This is a genomic window from Arthrobacter sp. FW306-05-C (assembly GCF_021801725.1).
Classification (GTDB): Bacteria; Actinomycetota; Actinomycetes; order Actinomycetales; family Micrococcaceae; genus Arthrobacter.
Map to the genome: position 1 here is coordinate 1,307,028 of NZ_CP084556.1, position 19,603 is coordinate 1,326,630.

Here is a 19,603-nt window from a genome sequence, read left to right on the forward strand (position 1 = left end):
CTAGTGGACCAGCTCGCCGGCAACCGGTGCAGCCTGGCCGCGGTTGAGCTTGGCGCCCTCCACGTCCACGTCCGGCAGGATCCGGTCCAGCCAGCGGGGCAGCCACCAGGACCTGGCGCCCAGCAGGTACATCACGGCCGGCACGATGGTCATGCGGACCACGAAGGCGTCGAACAGGACGCCGAAGGCCATGGCAAAGCCCAGCGGCCGGACCATAGTGAGGTGGCTGAAGATGAAGCCGGAGAACACGCTCACCATGATGATCGCCGCGGCTGTAACCACAGCTGCCGCGTGCCGGAAGCCCACACGGACTGCCTCCTTGGCGGATGATCCGTGCATGTAGGCCTCGCGCATCCCGGAAGCTATGAACACCTGGTAGTCCATGGCCAGGCCAAACAGCACGCCAATCAGGATGATGGGCAGGAAGCTCAGCACGGCACCCGGGTTGGCCACGTCGAAGACGTTCCCCAGCCAGCCCCACTGGTACACCGCCACCACGGCGCCGAAGGCGGCGGACAGGGACAGCAGGAAGCCGCCCGTGGCCAGCAGCGGAACCACGATGGAGCGGAACACCAGCAGCAGCAGGACCAGGGAAAGCCCGACGACGATCGCCAGGTAAGGCGGCAGGGCGTCACCAAGCTTCGTGGAGACGTCCACGTTGCCGGCGGTCTGCCCGGTCAGTCCCATGGCGACGTCGTAGTCGGCCTTGATGTCGCCGTTGAGCCCGCGCAATTCGGAAACCACCTTGACCGTACTGGCGCTGGCCGGGCCCTCCTTGGGGATGACCTGGAACACGGCGGTGCGGCGGTCTTCGCTGAGCGCCACCGGCACGGCGGCCACCACGTTGTCCACGGCGCGGAGCTTGTCCGCGATGTCGTACTGCAGCTTCTGCGCCTGGGTTGCGTCCAGGTTTGCGGGGAACTCGCCCACCGCCACGATGGGTCCGGTGACGCCTTCGCCGAAGCTGCGCGCGGTCAGGTCGTAGGCCTGGTAGGCCTCGGACTCCACGGGTTCGGAGCCGCCGTCGGGCAGGGCCAGCTGCAGCTGGGTAGCCGGCAGGGCGAGGGTGCCCAGCAGGAGGACGCCGGCAATAAGCGCCACCCACGGGTGCTTGGTGACCAAGCCGCCCCAACCGTGGGTGCTGCGTTCGCGGTCGAGCGCAAGGTCGCTGGCTTCGTGGCCCGGTTCAGCGTTGTGGGCCTCCGACTTGGCCCAGGCCCGCTTGGAGATGATGCGCCGGCCGATCAGGGACAGCATGGCGGGGGTCAGGGTGATGGCGACCAGGACCGCAACGGCCACGGTTCCGGCTGCCGAAAGGCCCATGACGGTGAGGAACGGCAGGCCGGGAACCACCAGGGCTGCGAGGGCGATGATCACCGTGAGGCCGGCGAAGACCACCGCGTTGCCGGATGTGCCGTTGGCCCGGGCCACGGACTCTTCAGGGTCCATGCCAGCCAGGAGCTGGGTCCGGTGCCGGTTGACGATGAACAGGGAGTAGTCGATGCCCACGGCGAGGCCCAGCATGAGGGCCAGCATGGGGGAGATGGAGCTCATGTCGAACAGGCCCGAGAGCGCGAACGTAATGCCGACACCCACGCCGACGCCCATGATGGCCATCAACAGCGGAAGCCCGGCGGCAATCAGCGTTCCCAGCATGAGGATGAGGACCAATGCGGCCACTGCGATGCCGACGATTTCCGCGGTACCGAAGAGGGCCGAGATGTCCTCGGTGATCTCCTTGCTCGCGAATGCCGTCACGCCGGCCGAGGAGGTTTCGTGGGCGATCTGCTGCACCTGCTTGCGGACCGTTGGGGCCAGTCCGTTGATGGACGTGTTGAACTGCACCTGGGCCACGGCCGCCTTGTTGTCCTCGGAAACGAAGCGGATCGCGGAGGCTGCCTGGGCCTGGCGCTTGCCGAGTTCCAGCTTGGCCTTATTGGCCTCCAGTTCCTGGGTGCCGGCGTCGAGCTTGGCCTGCCCGGCCGCCAGCGCCGCCTTCTGCTGGCCCAGCTGGGCCTCAATCAGTGCTGCCGGCGCTCCCGCCGCGGTGAGCTGCTGCTCGGCGGCCGCAAGCTGCGCCTTGCCGGCCTCCAGCTGTGTCCGGGAGGCGTCAAGCTGGGCCTGGCCGGCGGCCAGCTGCTGTTCGCCGTCGGTGATGGCCTTGCCGGCCTGGTCCACCTGGGCCTGGGTAGCGAACGGATCCACCGTGCCGCGGACTTCGGGGAGGGTCTGGAGCTTCTTCAGTGCGTCCATTACGGCCGCCCGGCTCTCCGCTGTGAAGCCTCCGTCGGGCGCTTCGAAGACGATGGTGGCGCTGCCGCCGGACGCCGAGGGCAGCTCCTGCTTGAGCTTGTCCGCGATCCGCTGGGTTTCGGTTCCGGGAATCTGGAAGTTGTTGGACAGGGTGCCGTGGAAGGCCGCGGCCGAACCGCCCACGGCCACCAGCACGGCAAGCCAAAGCGAGATGACAAGCCAGCGCCGGCGGTAGGAGAACTTGCCGAGGCGGTAGAGGAGGAGTGCCATGCGGGAGAGCCGATCTGATCAGGAGGAACGGGTTGCGGATGGGAAAGCAGAGGTGTTGAAGCCTGCGCCCAGCAGGGCCATGGAGTCGATGAGCAGCTGGCGGAGCTCGTCCAGCGAAGCGGGGGATAAGTCCGGGCCGCGGCGGCTGAACCAGACCTCCATGGCTGCCTTGCCGCAGGAGATGATGGAGCCGGCCAAGGCGTGGACGTACAGCTCGTCCTGTCCGCCGGGGGTACCGGCGAGGCGTTCCCGGGCGACCGTGAAGACCTGGGTCCGGCAGTAGTCCCATGCCTCGAGTTCGGGGTAGGACATCAGCGGGCTTTGCTGCGTCAGCGTGAACAGTTCCGCCAGCGGTGCTATGGCCTTGGGGTCGGCCAGGGCCACCAGTGCGGCCTGCGCCGACTCGAGCATGGGTTCCTCTGCCGGGCGGAGGCGCAGAATCTGTATGGCCTTGTCCAGGAAGCCGTGGACGATGGACGCCAGGGCGGCGTCGGTGCTGCTGAAGTAGTTGAAGAAGGTGCGGCGTGAAATGCCCGCGGCGTCGGCGATGTCCTCCACCGTAAAGTTGCCGGGGCCCTTGGAACGAAGAAGTCCCAGCGCGGCGTCCGTGATGGCCTGGCGCGTGGCTGCCTTGTTGAGCTCCCGGCGCGATGGGGTAGCCGGCTCAGCGCCTGGCGAAGAAAGGGGTATTGCCACAGCCCTTACACTACGTGCAACTTTGCACTGCATGCAAGTTGTGAGACTCCCGAGGGCTGGGGGTCCAACCGGATTCACAGGAGAACGAAAGGTTCCGAACAGCCGCTCCTGATCCTTCCCAGTGAAGCTTGGTGTGTCTCGCCAAGAGGCGTACCACCAGCAGCCGTCACGCGACGGCGAATCAGGAGACAAAAGATGAAACGCACGAAGAAGATGACCCTGGGCCTGTCAGCGGCAGCGCTGGCGCTCGGTGCCGGAATCGGCGTTGCCGGGATGGCCTCTGCCACCACTACGACGCCCACTCCCACGCCCAGCTCGAGTTCCAGCGCTTCGGCCGACGGAAGCACCGGCGCTGCCCAGGACGGGATGGGCAGGCACGGCGGCCGCGGCGGTCACGGCTTGGAGCAGGCCTCCACGCTGGCAGCGAAGCTCGGCGTGGACGAAGCCAAGGTGAAGGAAGCCCTGAAAACCTTCCGCGAGGCCAACAAGCCCAGCACGCCGCCGGCTGAGGGGCAAAAGCCGGATGCGGCTGCCCGCGAGGCTGCGCTCGCCAAGTCCCTTGCCACATCGCTGGGCATTGATGAGGCGAAGGTGACAGCGGCCCTCCAGGAGATCCGCAGCGAGGAGCAGTCCGAGCATGCCGCTGAGCTCAAGAGCCGGCTGGACAAGGCGGTCACGGACGGGAAGCTGACACAGGCCGAGGCGGACGCGGTGACCAAGGCTGTCCAGAGCGGAGTAATCGGGGGCGGCGGCCGCTAACCCAGCGTGCTGCGGAGTCCTTAACCCAAAAAGAGCGTCCCCGGGTAATCTCCCGGGGACGCTCTTCTATATCTGGTGCCCGTTACGCCTTTGCATCCTGCAGTTCGCGGGGTGCGGTGTCAGCAGTGGTGCCGTCGGTCGCGGTGGCCACGGCGTCGCTGTCGTCCACAAACGGCGTGCCGTTGCGGGGCGCGTTGTACAGCGACTCATCCAGGATGCCCTGTCGCTTGGCCACGATGGTGGGGACCAGCGCCTGGCCTGCAACGTTCACAGCGGTGCGGCCCATGTCCAGGATCGGGTCGATGGCGAGCAGGAGTCCGACGCCGGCCAGCGGCAGTCCCAGCGTGGAGAGCGTGAGGGTGAGCATCACCACGGCGCCGGTGGTGCCGGCGGTTGCCGCGGATCCGAGGACCGAGACCAGGGCGATCAGCAGGTACTGGCTGAAGTCCAGGTGGATGCCGAAGAACTGGGCCACGAAGATGGCCGACACGGCAGGGTAGATGGCCGCGCAGCCATCCATCTTGGTGGTGGCGCCCAGCGGCACGGCGAAGGAAGCGTAGGCGCGGGGGACGCCCAGGCTGCGCTCGGTCACGCGCTGGGTGAGCGGCAGGGTTCCCACGGAGGAGCGGGATACGAAGGCCAGCTGGACGGCGGGCCATACGCCGGAGAAGTACTGCCTGATGGACAGGCCGTGGCTGCGGATCAGGATGGGGTAGACCACGAACAGCACCAGGACCAGGCCTGCGTAGATGGCCACGGTGAACTTGCCGAGCGAGCCGATGGTGTCCCAGCCATAGACGGCGACGGCGTTGCCGATCAGGCCGATGGTGCCCAGCGGTGCGATGCGGATGATCCACCAAAGGACTTTCTGGATGACGGCGAGGGCCGAGGCATTCAGCTTCAGGAAGGGCTCTGCAGCCTTGCCCACCTTGAGGGCGGCGACGCCCACGGCGATGGCGATGACCAGGATCTGCAGGACGTTGAAGCTGACGGAGGTGGTGACGGCGCCGGAATCGCCGACGGTGGAGCTGGCACCCAGGCCCAGGAAGTTCTTGGGGAAGAGGCCCACGAGGAAGGCCCACCAGTCACCGGACTTGCCGGTGTACTTGGCGTCCCCGCTGATGCCGGTGTTGGCTCCGGGCTGCAGCAGGACGCCCAGGCCCATGCCGATCAGCACTGCGATCAGGGACGTGATGGCGAACCACAGCAGCGTGTTCCATGCCAGCCTGGCCGCGTTCGATACCCGGCGCAGGTTGGAGATGGAGCTGACCACGGCGGTGAAGATCAGCGGAACGACGGCGGTCTGCAGCAGGGACACGTAGCTTGAGCCGATGGTCTGCAGTGTGGCGCCGAGCGCGTTGGGGTTGGCCTTGGTGCTGCCGGTGTATTTGGCCAGCAGTCCGAGGCCGAGGCCCACGATAAGGGCGGCGATAATCTGGAAGCCGAACGAGCCCGCCCATTTGGGCAGCTGGAATCCGGTCTTCCCTGCGGGAGATGGGGTGCTTGTCTGAGTGCTCACCAGAACAAGCTAGACCCCATCCAATACCACGTCGAACCAACATTGAGAAATGTTACGTGCATGATTTGCGCCGAGATCTGGAAAAACCGCGAGAACGTAAGGCAGACAGTGGCATTTGTTACTTATTCCCAGCGCCGGTGTGCTTAACATCTCGCTGGTTCCGCGGGCAAAAGGCCCGCTGCCTTCCGGCAGCTTGCTCCCCACCGGCTCCCTAACCTGGCAAACTCGGCCAGGGAACCCTGCCGGCGTGGGCCCAGGCGTGAGGAACGAGCAGCGCGCAGAGGATGTCGCCCTTCCGCCCCTGGAGGGGCGAGCTAGGACAGCAGCGCCCGGCGAAGGGTATCGAGTCCAACGGAGCCGATGTTGAGGGCCTTGGTGTGGAACTCCTTGAGGTCGAACCCGGGCCGTGATTCCAGTTCGGTGCGGATCTGTTCCCAGAGGCGCTGGCCCACTTTGTAGGAGGGGGCCTGGCCAGGCCAGCCGAGGTAGCGGGTGAACTCGAAGTTCAGTTGGCCCTCGCTGATGGGGAGGTTTTCCTTGAGGAAGTCGTAGCCCTTGTCGGCGGTCCAGGTGCCGGAGCCCCAGCGTTCGGGGATTTCCAGTTCGAGGTGCACGCCGATGTCGAAGACCACCCGGGCTGCACGCATGCGCTGCATGTCCAGCATGCCCATGTGGTCGCCCGGGTCTTTCAGGTAACCGAGTTCCTGCATGAGCTTTTCGGCGTAGAGGGCCCAGCCTTCGCCGTGGCCGGAGGTCCAGCAGACGTTGCGACGCCACTTGTTCAGCAGTTCGCGGCGGTAGGTGGCAGTGGCCACCTGGAGGTGGTGGCCGGGGACGCCCTCGTGGTACACGGTGGTGGTTTCAGCCCAGGTGGTGAACGTGTCCTCGCCGGCGGGGACGGACCACCACATGCGGCCGGGGCGGCTGAAGTCGTCGGAGGGGCCGGTGTAGTAGATGCCGCCTTCGTCGGTGGGGGCGATCCTGCACTCGAGCTTCTTCATGACGTCCGGGATGTCGAAGTGCACGCCGGCGAGTTCGGCCACGGCTTTGTCGGAGAGGCCCTGCATCCATTCCCGCAGTGCCTCGGTGCCTTTCAGTTGGCGGGCGGGATCGTTGTTGAGGATTTCCTTGGCTTCGGAGATGGTGGCGCCTGCCTTGATGGTTGCCGCAACCTGTTCCTGCTCGGCGATGAGGCGGTCCAGTTCCTGCACGCCCCACGCGTAGGTTTCCTCCAGGTCCACCTCGGCGCCCAGGAACGAACGGGAAGCCAGGGCGTAGCGGCCCCTGCCTACGGCGTCCTTCTCGGGAGCAGCGGGGAGCAGTTCGGTGCGCAGGAATTCCGCCAGTCCGGTGTAGGCACGCCGGGCGGCGTCAGCGCCGGCGTCGAGCTTGTCCTGCAGGGCTGCGGGCAATGGCCCGGCAGAGGTGGAGGCCTGCGCCGCCAGCTTGGCGAAGAAGCCGTCTGCCGCGGCGTACTTCGCCACCTGCTCGATGACGATCCGCACCTGGCGTGCAGCTGCCACCCTGCCGGCGTCCTTGGCCAGGCGCAGGGATTCGGTGTAGCCGCTGATGGCCGCAGGCACGTTGTGCGCGCGCCCGGCAATGTGTTCCCAGTCCTGCTCGGTGTCGGTGGGCATGAGGTCGAAAATGGCCCTGATGTCCTGGGCCGGGGAGGCGATGTTGTTCAGCTCCGCGTACTCCCACCCGGAGGCGTGGATAAGGAGCTGCAGGCCCAGCCGCTCCCGCATGGCGTCCAAGGTGACGGCGTCCACGTCGTCCTCAGGCTCCAGGCCTTCCAACGCGGCCAGGGCATCACGTGCCGCCTCTGCGAAACCTGCGATGCCGGCGGGGGAGAAGTCCTGGTACTCCGTCTCATGTCCGGGCAGGCCAAGGGTGGTGGCAAACGTCGGGTTGAGCCTGATGAGGGTGTCTGTGTAGTTGTCCGCGACGGCGTCGATCCGGGTATGCGGGCGCGCGGCGGAAGAGGTGTCTGTAGTCACACCCAGAGCCTAACGGGGCAAGGTGGGCAACGTCAGCATGCCCCGCCGGGGTCGGCGCTCCTGTCAGCCCTGGCTGCGCTTCCAGGCGCCCGGCCCGGGCGTGGGGGCGAGGCGGAGCTGCTGCCGGCGCACCCAGTGGCGCACGCTGGGGCTCTTGCGGGGAGCAGGGCTCTCGCCACCCAGGGAGAGCACGACGGCGGTCAGCGCGGCCAGTTCCTCGGCGTTCGGCTGTCCTTTGACAACAGAGAGCAGGGGAGCGGCTTGGGCATCATGGGTGTCGGCTGGGCCTGCGCCCGCAGGGCTTTCAGTGGGCGTCACAGCGGGATGTTCCCGTGCTTCTTGGCGGGGAGGCTGGCCCGTTTGTCGCGCAGGGCACGCAATCCCTTGATGATCTGGATGCGGGTGTCCGAGGGGGCGATGACCGCATCCACGTAGCCGAGTTCGGCAGCCTGGTAGGGGTTGAGGAGTTCTTCCTCGTACTGGCGGATCACTTCGGCCCGGCGGGCCTCAACATCGCCGCCGTCCTGGGCGACGGCTGCCAGATCGCGCCGGTACAGGATGTTCACCGCGCCCTGCGCACCCATGACGCCGATCTGCGCCGTGGGCCAGGCCAGGTTCAGGTCCGCGCCAAGCTTCTTGGAACCCATGACAATGTAGGCGCCGCCGTAGGCCTTGCGGGTGATGACGGTGAGCTTGGGGACGGTGGCCTCGGCGTAGGCGTAGAGGAGCTTGGCCCCGCGGCGGATAATGCCCTGGAACTCCTGGTCCTTGCCGGGAAGGAACCCGGGAACGTCCACCAGGGTGATGATCGGGATGTTGAAGGCGTCGCAGTGGCGGACAAAGCGGGCGGCCTTTTCGGAGGCGGCGATGTCCAGGGTGCCGGCGAACTGCAGCGGCTGGTTGGCCACGATGCCAACGGTGTGCCCCTCCACCCGGCCGTAGCCGATCATCACGTTGGGGGCGTACAAGGCCTGCATCTCGAGGAAGTGCCCGTCGTCGACGATCTGTTCCACCACGGCGCGCATGTCGTAGGGCTGGTTGGCAGAATCCGGGACCAGCGCATCCAAGGCGAGGTCGTCGTCGTCAATTTCCAACTCCTGCTGGTGTCCCAGCACGGGCGCCTCGGACAGGTTGTTGGAGGGCAGGAAGTCCAGCAGTTCGCGCACGAACTCGATGGCGTCGGTTTCGTCCGAGGCCAGGTAGGTGGAGGTTCCGGTGGTGGCATTGTGCTGCCGCGCTCCACCCAGGGTTTCCATGTCCACGTCCTCGCCGGTGACAGTCTTGATGACGTCCGGGCCGGTGATGAACATGTGCGAGGTCTTGTCCACCATCACCACATAGTCGGTGAGGGCGGGGGAATAGGCCGCGCCGCCGGCGGAGGGGCCCATGATGAGCGAGATCTGCGGCACCACGCCGCTGGCATGGACGTTGTTGCGGAAGATGTCGGCGAACATGGCCAGCGAGGCAACGCCTTCCTGGATGCGGGCGCCGCCGCCGTCCAGGATGCCGACGACGGGGCAACCGTTCCGGAGCGCGAACTCCTGGACCTTGACGATCTTTTCGCCGTTGACCTGGCTGAGTGATCCGCCGTAGACGGTGAAGTCCTGGCTGTAGACGGCAACCAGCCGTCCATCCACGGTGCCGTAGCCGGAGACCAGGCCGTCGCCCAGCGGCTTCTTCTTCTCCATGCCGAAGGCGGTGGAGCGGTGGACAGCCAGGGCGTCGAACTCGACAAATGAGTCCTCGTCCAGCAGGAGGGCAATGCGCTCACGGGCGGTGTTCTTGCCCCGCGCGTGCTGCTTTTCGATGGCTTCGGGGCCGGAGGGCTGTTCGGCGCGCGCCTGGCGGTCGCGGAAATCGGCAATCTTCCCCGCGGTCGTTGTCAGATCGTGGCTCATCAAGTGTCTCCGGCTCTGTAGCAGGTCAATTCCGTTGGCTGGTACGTCGGGCTGCGCGGCGCTTTAAGTAGCATCCACACAAAAGACGAACCCTGCTGGCAAGTCTAGTGACGCTTTGGACGCCCACGGCTGTAGGGAACCTACAATTTTCTGCCGTTCCAGCCGCCTCCCATCAATGTTACTCACCGGTAACTTAGTTGGGCTACAGTGGTGCCATGACCCCAAGCGACGATGCTTTGCATGCTCCCGACAGCCCCTACCGGGCGGCAGGTTCCCTGGCCGGACGGACCATCCTGATTTCCGGCGGCAGCCGCGGGATCGGGCTCGCCATAGCCAAAAGGGCGGCGCGCGACGGCGCCAACATCGTGCTCCTGGCCAAGACGGGGGAGCCGCATCCCAAGCTGGAGGGTACGGTCTACACCGCTGCCGAGGAACTGGTGGCCGCGGGTGGCCAGGCTCTGCCACTGGTGGGTGACGTGCGCAGGGATGACGACGTGGCCGGCGCGGTGGATGCCGCGATGGAGCGGTTTGGCGGCATCGACGTCGTCATCAACAATGCGTCAGCCATCGACCTGTCCACTACGGACGCCGTCGACATGAAGAAGTACGACCTGATGCAGGACATCAACGTCCGCGGCACCTTCCTGCTGTCAAAACTGGCCCTGCCGGCGCTGCGGGCCTCGGAGCAGGGGCACATCCTCACGCTCTCCCCGCCGCTGAACCTGCACCCCTCCTGGGCGGGCAAACACCTCGCCTACACCATGGCCAAATACGGGATGAGCCTGACCACCCTGGGCCTCGCCGAGGAGTTGAAGGCGGACGGGATCCGGGTCAACTCCCTGTGGCCCTGCACCCTGATCGACACCGCTGCCATCCGCAACATGCCCCACGGCGAAAGCATGGTCCTGGCCGCGCGGGGCCCGCAGATCATGGCCGACGCCGCCCATGCGGTCCTCACCGGCGCCAACCTCGGTGCCGGCACGCCGCCGTCGGGCAACTTCTACACGGACGAGCAGGTCCTGGCTGCTGCCGGCGTGGCGGACTTCCGCCCCTACAGCCTGGGGGCGCCCGAGGACCAGCTGGTTCCCGACATCTTCCTGTAGCGGCGCCACCGGCGCGGTGTTCCGCTCGGTAGGATTTAGGTATGGACGACGCACACGCACCGGGCACCCCCCTGAACCGAGGGGACCTGGCCGACCAGCGCTTCCTGTCCGCCACGGGGATACCCCGGATCGATGTGGTGGACTCCACCGGTTCCACCAATGCTGACCTCCTGCGCGGTGCCACGGTGGATCCCGCGGCCTGGCCGGACCTCTCCGTCCTCACCGCCGAGTACCAGACTGCCGCCAGGGGCCGGCTGGACCGGCACTGGGAAGCTCCGCCGCTGAGTTCGGTGTCCGTCTCGATAGTCCTGCGCCCGGTCAACGCGGACGGACGGCCGCTGCCTACCCAGAGCTACTCCTGGCTCTCTTTGATCGCGGCCCTCGCGCTGCGGGAGACACTTTTGGAAACCGCCGGCATCCCGGCCGAGCTCAAATGGCCCAACGACGTCCTGGTGCGCGGCAGGAAGATCGCCGGCATCCTGGCACAGCTCGGACCGATGGCGGACGGCAACGTGCCCCCCGTCATCCTGGGCACCGGCCTGAACGTCACCCTGCGCGAAAGCGAACTTCCCGTTCCCACCGCCACCTCCGTGGCCCTCGAAGGTGCCGGCACCACAGACCGCACAGCCCTGCTGAAGAGCTACCTGTCCCACTTTGCGGTCCTTTACCGCAGTTTCTGCAATGCCGACGGCGACCCCACAGCGGGCATGGCGGGTGGGCCCTCGTTGCACAAAAGGGTGGAGGCCGTCATGGTCACGCTGGGCAAGCAGGTGCGCGCCCAGCTTCCCGGCGACCACGAAATTATTGGACACGCCTCCCGGCTGGACGACTACGGCTCGCTGCTGGTGGTGGACCGCGACGGGCGCGAGCACGTGGTGACGGCGGGAGACGTGGTGCACCTGCGGCCCTGGACAGCGCCGGACGCGCCCAACCAAGGCGGTTATGCGTAAAACCCTCGTTCCCGGGGAGCAGGTCATCGTCACAACCCGTCCGCAGCCGAGGAGGCTGGCCGGGGCTGCGGTGGCCTTCGTGCTGGCCCCGGCGCTGGCTGCCTACGCAAGCGCCTGGATCATCCGCGGCGGCGCGGCACGCCTGGCGCCAGCGATCGGCCGGCAATGGACGCCGTGGCTCGTCACCGCCTGCGTCCTCGCGGCTGCAGCGGTATGGCTGGGCTACTGCCTGCCGCGCCTGCTCCGCTGGCAGGGCACCCGCTACACCCTGACCAGCCAGCGGATGGTGGCCCGGTACGGCCTGCTGAACCGGAGGGACCAGCAGGTGAACCTCGCATCGGTCCGTAACCTGACGGTCCACGAATCGGTGCTGCAGCGATTGGTGCGCTCCGGGAATATATCCTTGGAAACCGGGTACCAGGGCGTGGTGACCTTTCGTGACGTGCCCGAGGTTGCAAGGTTCCGTGACTTTATCCTCGATGCCATCGGGGAATTGCCGGATGAAAGCGGGGCCCAGCCGGGCGGCGCCACGTATTACCCCGCCGGTGCGTTTCCGGAGGATATGAGAGAAGGTGGACGGGATGACCGATGAGGACCAGCAGGAACGCGTCGACAGCATCGCACCCGGCACCGCCGGCTTTGATCCTGCCCCTTTTGGATCCGCCGCTTTTCGGCCTGCCGCTTCTGATACCGGCGCGGACTCCTCCGCCGACCCGTCGGGGTCCGAAACCTTTTCCGACCCCGTGATGCCCGCCGTCGACCGGCACCCGCCCACCGGCGCGATGTCCGCCGAGCGCCTTGCCATGAAGGCCCTCGAGGCCCGCCTCCTGGGCGGGGAACGCAAGCTGCGCCGTCGTGAAGTTGCGGCCGGCGCCGGCCTTTCACTCCTCTCGGCCCGCAAACTCTGGCGCGCCCTGGGCTTCCCGAATCTCGGCGACGAGGACGTTGCCTTCACCGAGCGCGACCAAGCGGCCCTGTCCACCGTGGTGGACCTGGTCCGCACCGGCAAGCTGACCGAGGAAGCGGCCATCTCGATCACCCGCTCGATCGGGCAGATGACCGACCGCATGGTGGTCTGGCAGATCGAGGCCCTGGTTGAGGACATGGTCCACGAGCAGGGCGTCACGGATGCCGTGGCCCGAAAACGGCTGGTCAATGAGCTCCCCGCGTTGGTTGACCCGCTCGAGGAAGTCCTGGTGTACTCCTGGCGCCGACAGCTCAACGCCGCCGTCCAGCGTCTCGCCCTCCGGGCTGAAGCAGGCTTACAGGCGAGCGAAGAAGGCCGGGAAGGCGACGAGGATGACGCGCCGCTGCCCCTGGCCCGCGCCGTGGGTTTCGCGGACCTGGTTTCTTACACCAGCCTGTCCCGCCGGATGAACGAAAAGACACTCGCACGGCTGGTCCAGCGCTTTGAAAACAAGTGCGCCGAGATCATCTCCGTGGGCGGCGGACGGCTGGTCAAGACAGTGGGCGATGAAGTCCTCTATATCGCCGAAACCCCTGCGGCCGGCGCCGAGATTTCCCTGGCGCTCGCCGAGGCCTTCACCGAGGATGAGATTCTCCCGGAAGCCCGGGTGGCCATGGTGTGGGGCAGGATCCTGTCCCGCCTCGGTGACATTTATGGTCCCACCGTCAACCTCGCAGCACGCTTGACTACCCTCGCCGATCCCGGCACCGTCCTGGTGGACTCCATGACCGCCTCTGCCCTGGAGCACGATGAGCGCTTCGTCCTGATCCCGCAGGACCCCGAAAACGTCCGCGGGTTCGGCGAGATCAACCCGGTACGCCTCACGCGCGGCCGCGGCAAGGGCTTGGTGTTGGACTAAGCCCTGGTGAATCCGGGGCGCGGCGTCTTGGTTCCGGCGTCCTTGTCACTGTTTATCCACTTGTTGGTGAATTAGCGGTACTGTTGTGCTGCCCGGCGTCCATGGAAGCCGGGTCCGGCTGTGAGCCAGAAATCTGGGGGAGATTCTACGAATGAAACGCCGCGGACAAACGCGCGCCCAAAGCACTGCTGCCGGCCTGCCCAAGCGCCGGTTTTCGCGCCCCCGGTGGTTCCCTGGTACTGCGTTTGGTGCTGTGGTGGCTGTTGTGGTGACGGGTGCTGTGTTGTATCCGGGGTTTAAGACCACTGAGGTGGAGTTGAATGACGGTGGCGTGTGGGTGGTGTCGAAGTCGAAGAATGCTGTGGGGCGGTTGAATTATCCGTCGCGGGTGTTGGATGGGGCGGTGACGCCGGCGTCGACGACGTTTGATGTGTTGCAGCATGCCGGTGAGGTGTTTGTTGATGATGAGACTGGTTCGACGTTGAATCAGGTGTCGCCGGCGAATATGCGTCTTGGTGGGGATAAGCAGTTGCCGGGGGCGGCTGATGTGAGTTTTGGTGCGCGGACGATTTCGGTGACGGATGCTGCGTCGGGGAAGGTGTGGGCGGTGTCGCCGTCCACGGTGAATGGTTTTGATAAGGAAGCGTCCGAGCCGGTGATGGTGGGTTCGGAGGGGATTGTGTCGGCGGTGGGTGCCGATGACCGGATTTATTCTGCGGATCCGAAGACCGGGGTGGTGACGGTGACGGGGGTGGATGCCAGTGGGGCGGTGACGTCCTCGGAGTCCAGTGCCTGGGATGGTCTTAAGGGTGCGGGGGATTTGCAGATGACGGTGGTGGGGGACCGGCCGGTGGTGTTGGATGCTGCGGCGGGGAACCTGTTTTTGCCTGGTGGTAAGAAGTTGGCGTTGGAGAATGCGCGGGAGGCGAAGCTGCAGCAGGCCGGGCCGGGCAGTGATGTTGTGGCGGTGGCGACGCGGTCGGCGTTGTTGGAGCAGCCGTTGGGTGGGGGGACTGCGAGGACGGTGACCTTCGATGGTGAGGGTGTTCCGGCTGCTCCGGTGCAGTTGGGTGGTTGTGTGCATGCGGCGTGGTCGGGGGCGAATAAGTATGTCCGGGATTGCGTCAATGATGGGGACGATAAGAAGGTGGACGTGCCTAAGGCGAGTGCGTCGCCGTCGTATGTTTTCCGGGTGAACCGGGATCTGGTGGTCCTCAATGATGTGAATTCGGGCAATGTGTGGCTGGTGAACCAGAACATGCAGCTGGTCAACAACTGGGACGACGTCATCCCGCCCAAGGAAACCTCCGATGACGCGGACAAGGACTCCGCCGACGAAGTCCAGCAGACGGTCCTGCCGGACCGCACCAAACCCAACAATGCCCCGGTGGCCAAACCGGACCAATTCGGCATCCGTGCCGGCAAGACAACCATCCTGCCGGTGCTGGACAACGACTCCGACCCCGACGGCGACGTCCTCACCGTCCGCATCCCGGAAGGGGTGAAGGCGGGTGCGGTGTCGCCCATCTACGGCTCGACAGGCCTGCAGATCGCCGTACCGGCTGACAAAACAGGCAGCGAGACCTTCAAGTACACGGTGGACGACGGCCGGGGCCTTTCCGCGTCGGCGGACATCACCCTCAACATTGTCCCGCCCGGCACCAACACGGCGCCGCGGCAGAAACCGAACCGGAACACCACGCTGGTGGTCCAATCGGGCAAGGCCGTCACGCAAAATATCCTTCCGGACTGGATGGACCCTGACGGCGACGACCTGTTCGCCGTCTCCGTGTCCAGCAGCGACCCCCTGGACCAGGCCCGCATCCGCCCCGACGGCCAGCTCACCTTCCAGGATTCCGGCTCCGGTCCCGGCCGGAAGGTCCTGACCGTTTCGGTCTCGGACGGACAATCCACAGCGGAGGGGAAGATCACTGTGGATGTCAGGAGCCCCGGCGCCCTGCCGCCCATCGCCAACGCCGACCACGTGGTGGCAGTAGCAGGCAGCGACACCGTCATCACGCCGCTGAAGAACGATTCGGACCCCCAGGGTGGGACCCTGCGGCTGGCGCAGGCCAGCCCCGACGCTGAATCCACTGCCACCCTCAACCCGGACCAGCAGACCTTCACCTTCAACTCCCGCACCCTCGGGGCGCACTACGTCAGCTACCTGGCGACCAACGGTCCCGCCAGCGCACAGCAATTGGTGCGCGTGGATGTGGTGCCGGGCACCGACGAGGGAGCGCCCGTTGCCGTCCGCGATACCGCACTGCTGCCCACCGGCGGCGACGTCCTGGTAGACGTCCTTGGCAACGACTTCGACCCGTCGGGCGGGGTCCTGGTGGTGCAATCCGTGACCGCCGACGCTGGACTGCCGGTGAGCGTCGCGGTGCTTGACCACTCCGTGGTGAGGATCACCGACATCCGCGCCGAAGGCCAATTGACCGTGCGGTACACCGTGTCCAACGGCCGCTCCTCCGCCATCGGCGAGATTGCCGTGCTGATGGTCCCTGCCCCGGCCAAGCTCCAGGCACCCCAGGCAAAGCCGGACGAGGCCACGGTCCGGATCAACGACGTCGTCACCATCCCTGTCCTGGCCAACGATTCCGACCCCAACGGCTCCAAGCTCACCCTGCTGCCCGATCTTGCCCAGCAGCCTGACGCTGCCGACGGGCGCATGTTCGTGGCGGGCGACCAGCTACGGTTCATCGCCGGGCCCGAGGCAAAAACCGTCTATGCCATCTACAAGGTGCAGAACGCATCCGGGCAGGTGGACTCCCAGCAGGTCACCATCCGCATCCGCGCCCGCGACGATGACCGGAACACCCGGCCCGAGCCGCGCAACCTGACCGCCCGCGTCGTGGCAGGAATGACGGTCAAAGTACCCGTGCCCCTGGACGGCATCGACGCCGACGGCGACTCCGTCCAGCTCATCGGCATCGACAAGGCACCGGCCATGGGAACAGCCGTGGTGCGGGACGGCTACCCGGAATTCACCGCCGCGGGCGATGCTGCGGGCACCGACAGCTTCACCTACCGGGTCCGCGACCGGATCGGTGCCGAGAACACCGGCACCGTCATTGTCGGCATCGCCCCGCTGGAAGCCAACAACCAGAGACCCATTGCCGTGGACGACGCCGTCGACGTCCGGCCCGGCCGCAAAGTGGCCGTGGAGGCCCTGGCCAATGATTCAGACCCCGACGGCGATCCCCTCAGCCTGGTTTCCGACGGTTTCGAGGCCGCACCCGAACTTCAGGTCGAGGCAACGGACGGCGCCAAGGTGCTTTTCACCGCTCCCGCGGCCGCCGGCAACGAAAGCATCAGCTACCGCATCCAGGACGACAAGAAGGCCTCCGCCAGTGCGGTGATCCGCATCCGGACCAGCCCGGACGCGGAGCTCAAACGGCCCGTGGCCAAGGATGACCGGGTCACGGTGGCCGAAACCCTTGGCAAGACCGCAGTGGATGTACCCGTCCTGAAGAACGACTCCGATGCCGACGGCGTGGCCGCAGACCTTAATATCAGCCTGCCCGACGGCAACCCCAATGCCCGCGTGGGCGGCTCCGGCAACCTCGTGGTGACGCTGACCGCGGAGGACCAGCTGATCCCCTACACCGTGACCGACGTGGACGGCCTCACCTCCACGGCCCTCATGTGGATCCCCGGCCAGGGTGCGCAGTACCCCACCCTGGCCAAAACGGAGCCGGTCGAAGTCATGTCCGGCAAGGACATCACCCTGGACCTCGCCGAATACGTCCGGGTCCGCAACGGCCGCACCGCCAGGGTCACCGTGGCTGATTCGGTGCGGGTCCAGGGCGGATCGCCGGAGGGCGTCATCCAGTCCGACGGCAAGGCCCTGCGTTACACCGCGAAAGCCGATTATGTGGGCCCCGGCTCCATCACGTTCGAGGTGACGGACGGCTCCGGACCGGACGATGGCGACGGCCTGAAAGCCACGCTGGTAATCATGACCAAGGTGATCCCGGACCCCAACGCCAACCACCCGCCCACCTTCAGCGGCACTTCGGTGGACGTTCCGAAAGCCGAACAGGCAACGGTTGACCTGGCCGGGCTGGCCAAGGACGTGGATGAACGGGACAAGGACAACCTCCGCTTCGAACTGGACGGGACGCTTCCGGCCGGGTTCAAGGCAAAGGTCGACGGCGCCACGCTCGCCATCACTGCCGACGGTTCCCTTGGGGTCGGCGTCACTGGAAATATCCAGGTGAAGGTCACCGACGGCAGGTCACCCGCCGTGGGCGCCACCATCACCGCCCGCCACGTCGCCTCCAACCGGCCCCTGCCCGTGGCCAACGATGACGTGGTGGACAAAGCCAACGCGGGAAAGACGGAACAGGTCAACGTCCTGGCCAACGACTTCAATCCGTTCCCGGACACACCCCTGCGGATCATTGGCGCCACCGTGGAGACCGGAGCCGCGGCCGGACAGCCGGCGGTGGCAGGCGACAGCATCACCGTTACCCCGGCTGACGGGTACAAGGGCGTCATGGTGGTCCGCTACACCGTGGGGGACAAAACGGGCGACCTGTCACGCCAGGTCGACGGGCGCCTGCGGCTCACCGTCCGCGGCAAGCCCGATGCGCCTTCGGCGCCCAGCGCCACTGACGTCCGCAGCCGCACCGCCGTGCTCAAGTGGGCGCCGCCCTCGGACAACGGCGCCCCCATCACCGGGTACACGGTCCGCTCGAACAACGGTTTCGAACAGAAGTGCCCCACCACCACCTGCACGTTGAGCGGACTCACCAACAACGTGAAGTACGTGTTCACGGTGCTGGCCACCAACGAGGTGGGGGATTCCGCTCCTTCCCCGCAGTCCAACGAAATCCGGCCTGACGAAAAGCCGTCCCCGCCGGAGGCGCCCACGGTCAAGGCCGGCGACAAGACCATGGCCATCACCTGGCCCGCTGCCAAGACAGAGGGCTCGCCGGTGAAGCACTACAACCTGGAGATTTCACCGCCGCCGGCCAGCGGGGTTGCCGTCAAGAACGAGGTAGCCGGGCTGAACTACACCTGGACCGGCCTCACCAACGGTGTGAAGTACAAGGTGCGCGCGCAGGCTGTCAACGAACTCGGCCCGTCCGACTGGGGGACCTACTCCGCAGAAGACAACCCGGCCGGCGTGCCCGCCGCACCTGCCGCGCCGTCGTCCGCCGTCGCATCCTCCGTGGGCACCCAGAACCAGCTGCGGGCCACCTGGGCCGAACCCAACACCAATGGCGACCCTATCAGCACCTACTACGTCACCATGAGTGGCGGAAACGCCGCGGACCAGACGCAGGCCGTGCCAGGCAACGTCCGTACCGCCAACTTCACCGCCAACAACTCCGAGGCCGCCTATACCTTCACGGTGCAGGCGGAGAACAAGGCAGGCAAGGGCGCAGTCAGTCCGCAGTCGGCGCCCCGTCGCGCCACCGGCAAGCTCTCCACTGTCTCCGGAGTGACCGCCACGCCGGCGAATACCGGGGGAGCAGGACGTGCGGTGACCGTGGACTTCCGCAAACTGACCGCGGCGGAACGCAACGGCTCTGCCGAGAACGAGGTCAGTTACACCTACAACGCCAGCAATGGCGCCCGCGGGCCCATTACGCCAGGGCAGATCATCAGCGGTTTCAGCAATGGAACCGCCGTCAGCATCACCGTGATCGCCAACTCCACGGTGGCACCGAGCTCGGACAGCAGCGCACCCGCCACCACCACGCCCTACGGATCCCCGGGCACGCCCTCGGCTTCCGGGCAGGACGGGGCCGTCAACCAGAAGTCGGCCACCCTCAACTGGTCCTCACCGTCCACCAGCACCAATGATGTGGCGCAGACCAAGATCAGGATCAACAACGGCGGGTGGGAGAACGTGGCCGCCTCCGGCAGCAGGACGGTCAACACGGCCAACTTCGGCGACACCGTCACCATCGCCGTCCAGACCTTCAACTCCATGGGTACCGGCAGCGCAGTGGTCACGGCCAGCGCCAACGCGGGCAAGCAGGGGCTCTGGGAAACCAGGATCAAGACCTCCGACCCCAACTTCGTCCGGAGCTGCACGTTCACGCTGGGCGGGTCCAACTACCGGCCAAGTCCCTACTTCGACTGTGACGGCGTCAACGCCGACAGCCCGCCGTGGTTCTACAAGGCTGACCAGGACCGCATCATGGTGGCGTGCTACATCGACCAGAGCGACAACTGGTCCGGCAACGGCATCGTCCGTTGGTGGCGGGTGGAGTCCGGTTCGGCACGCAACGTTGGCCGCTACGTCATCGCCGGACACACGACGCTCGCCGATCCCGCCGCGCTTGGGGCACCGCATTGCTAGGCCCCAT

At 66.4% G+C, this 19,603-nt stretch carries 12 protein-coding genes; 6 read left to right on the top strand and 6 right to left on the bottom strand.

The window, feature by feature from the left end:
* Together LFT44_RS06095 and LFT44_RS06100 are read right to left on the bottom strand one after the other, a co-directional pair.
* Complete coding sequence (locus tag LFT44_RS06095; protein ID WP_236801773.1) at positions 1-2,523, bottom strand: MMPL family transporter; 2,523 nt, start codon at positions 2,521-2,523, stop codon at positions 1-3.
* Between the two features lie 18 nt (positions 2,524-2,541).
* Complete coding sequence (locus LFT44_RS06100) at positions 2,542-3,252, bottom strand: TetR/AcrR family transcriptional regulator (protein WP_373993373.1); 711 nt, start codon at positions 3,250-3,252, stop codon at positions 2,542-2,544.
* A 162-nt stretch (positions 3,253-3,414) separates the two neighbouring features.
* Between LFT44_RS06100 and LFT44_RS06105 the strand changes: the two genes are divergently transcribed.
* Positions 3,415-3,978, top strand: coding sequence for a hypothetical protein (locus LFT44_RS06105; protein WP_236801774.1), 564 nt, complete (start codon positions 3,415-3,417; stop codon positions 3,976-3,978).
* Positions 3,979-4,060: 82 nt separating this feature from the next.
* Here the strand turns inward: LFT44_RS06105 and LFT44_RS06110 are convergent, their stop codons facing one another.
* The 4 genes from LFT44_RS06110 to LFT44_RS06125 form a co-directional block, all read right to left on the bottom strand.
* Complete coding sequence (locus LFT44_RS06110; protein WP_236801775.1) at positions 4,061-5,497, bottom strand: dicarboxylate/amino acid:cation symporter; 1,437 nt, start codon at positions 5,495-5,497, stop codon at positions 4,061-4,063.
* 314 nt (positions 5,498-5,811) lie between these two features.
* On the bottom strand, positions 5,812-7,497 hold the full coding sequence (locus tag LFT44_RS06115; RefSeq protein WP_236801776.1) for a DUF885 domain-containing protein: 1,686 nt from the start codon (positions 7,495-7,497) through the stop codon (positions 5,812-5,814).
* Positions 7,498-7,560: 63 nt separating this feature from the next.
* A complete protein-coding gene (locus tag LFT44_RS06120) occupies positions 7,561-7,815 on the bottom strand; it encodes an acyl-CoA carboxylase subunit epsilon (protein ID WP_236801777.1) in 255 nt (84 codons plus the stop codon).
* Positions 7,812-9,395: an acyl-CoA carboxylase subunit beta gene (locus tag LFT44_RS06125; RefSeq protein ID WP_236801778.1), complete on the bottom strand. Its 1,584-nt coding sequence runs from the start codon at positions 9,393-9,395 to the stop codon at positions 7,812-7,814. The genes LFT44_RS06120 and LFT44_RS06125 overlap by 4 nt, the downstream gene beginning before the upstream one ends.
* A 215-nt stretch (positions 9,396-9,610) precedes the next feature.
* Here LFT44_RS06125 and LFT44_RS06130 point away from each other — a divergent pair, with 215 nt between their 5' ends.
* The 5 genes from LFT44_RS06130 (at position 9,611) to LFT44_RS06150 (ending at position 19,596) form a co-directional block, all read left to right on the top strand.
* Complete coding sequence (locus tag LFT44_RS06130) at positions 9,611-10,498, top strand: SDR family oxidoreductase (protein WP_236801779.1); 888 nt, start codon at positions 9,611-9,613, stop codon at positions 10,496-10,498.
* Positions 10,499-10,539: 41 nt separating this feature from the next.
* A complete protein-coding gene (locus LFT44_RS06135; RefSeq protein ID WP_236801780.1) occupies positions 10,540-11,448 on the top strand; it encodes a biotin--[acetyl-CoA-carboxylase] ligase in 909 nt (302 codons plus the stop codon).
* On the top strand, positions 11,441-12,040 hold the full coding sequence (locus tag LFT44_RS06140; protein WP_236801781.1) for a PH domain-containing protein: 600 nt from the start codon (positions 11,441-11,443) through the stop codon (positions 12,038-12,040). Before LFT44_RS06135 ends, LFT44_RS06140 begins: the two co-directional genes overlap by 8 nt.
* Positions 12,030-13,274, top strand: a complete 1,245-nt coding sequence (locus tag LFT44_RS06145) for an adenylate/guanylate cyclase domain-containing protein (protein ID WP_373462197.1) — start codon at positions 12,030-12,032, stop codon at positions 13,272-13,274. The genes LFT44_RS06140 and LFT44_RS06145 overlap by 11 nt, the downstream gene beginning before the upstream one ends.
* Before the next feature lie 151 nt (positions 13,275-13,425).
* Positions 13,426-19,596 (top strand): Ig-like domain-containing protein, encoded by a 6,171-nt coding sequence (locus tag LFT44_RS06150; protein ID WP_236801782.1) that lies wholly within the window; start codon positions 13,426-13,428, stop codon positions 19,594-19,596.
* Positions 19,597-19,603: the final 7 nt, after the last annotated feature.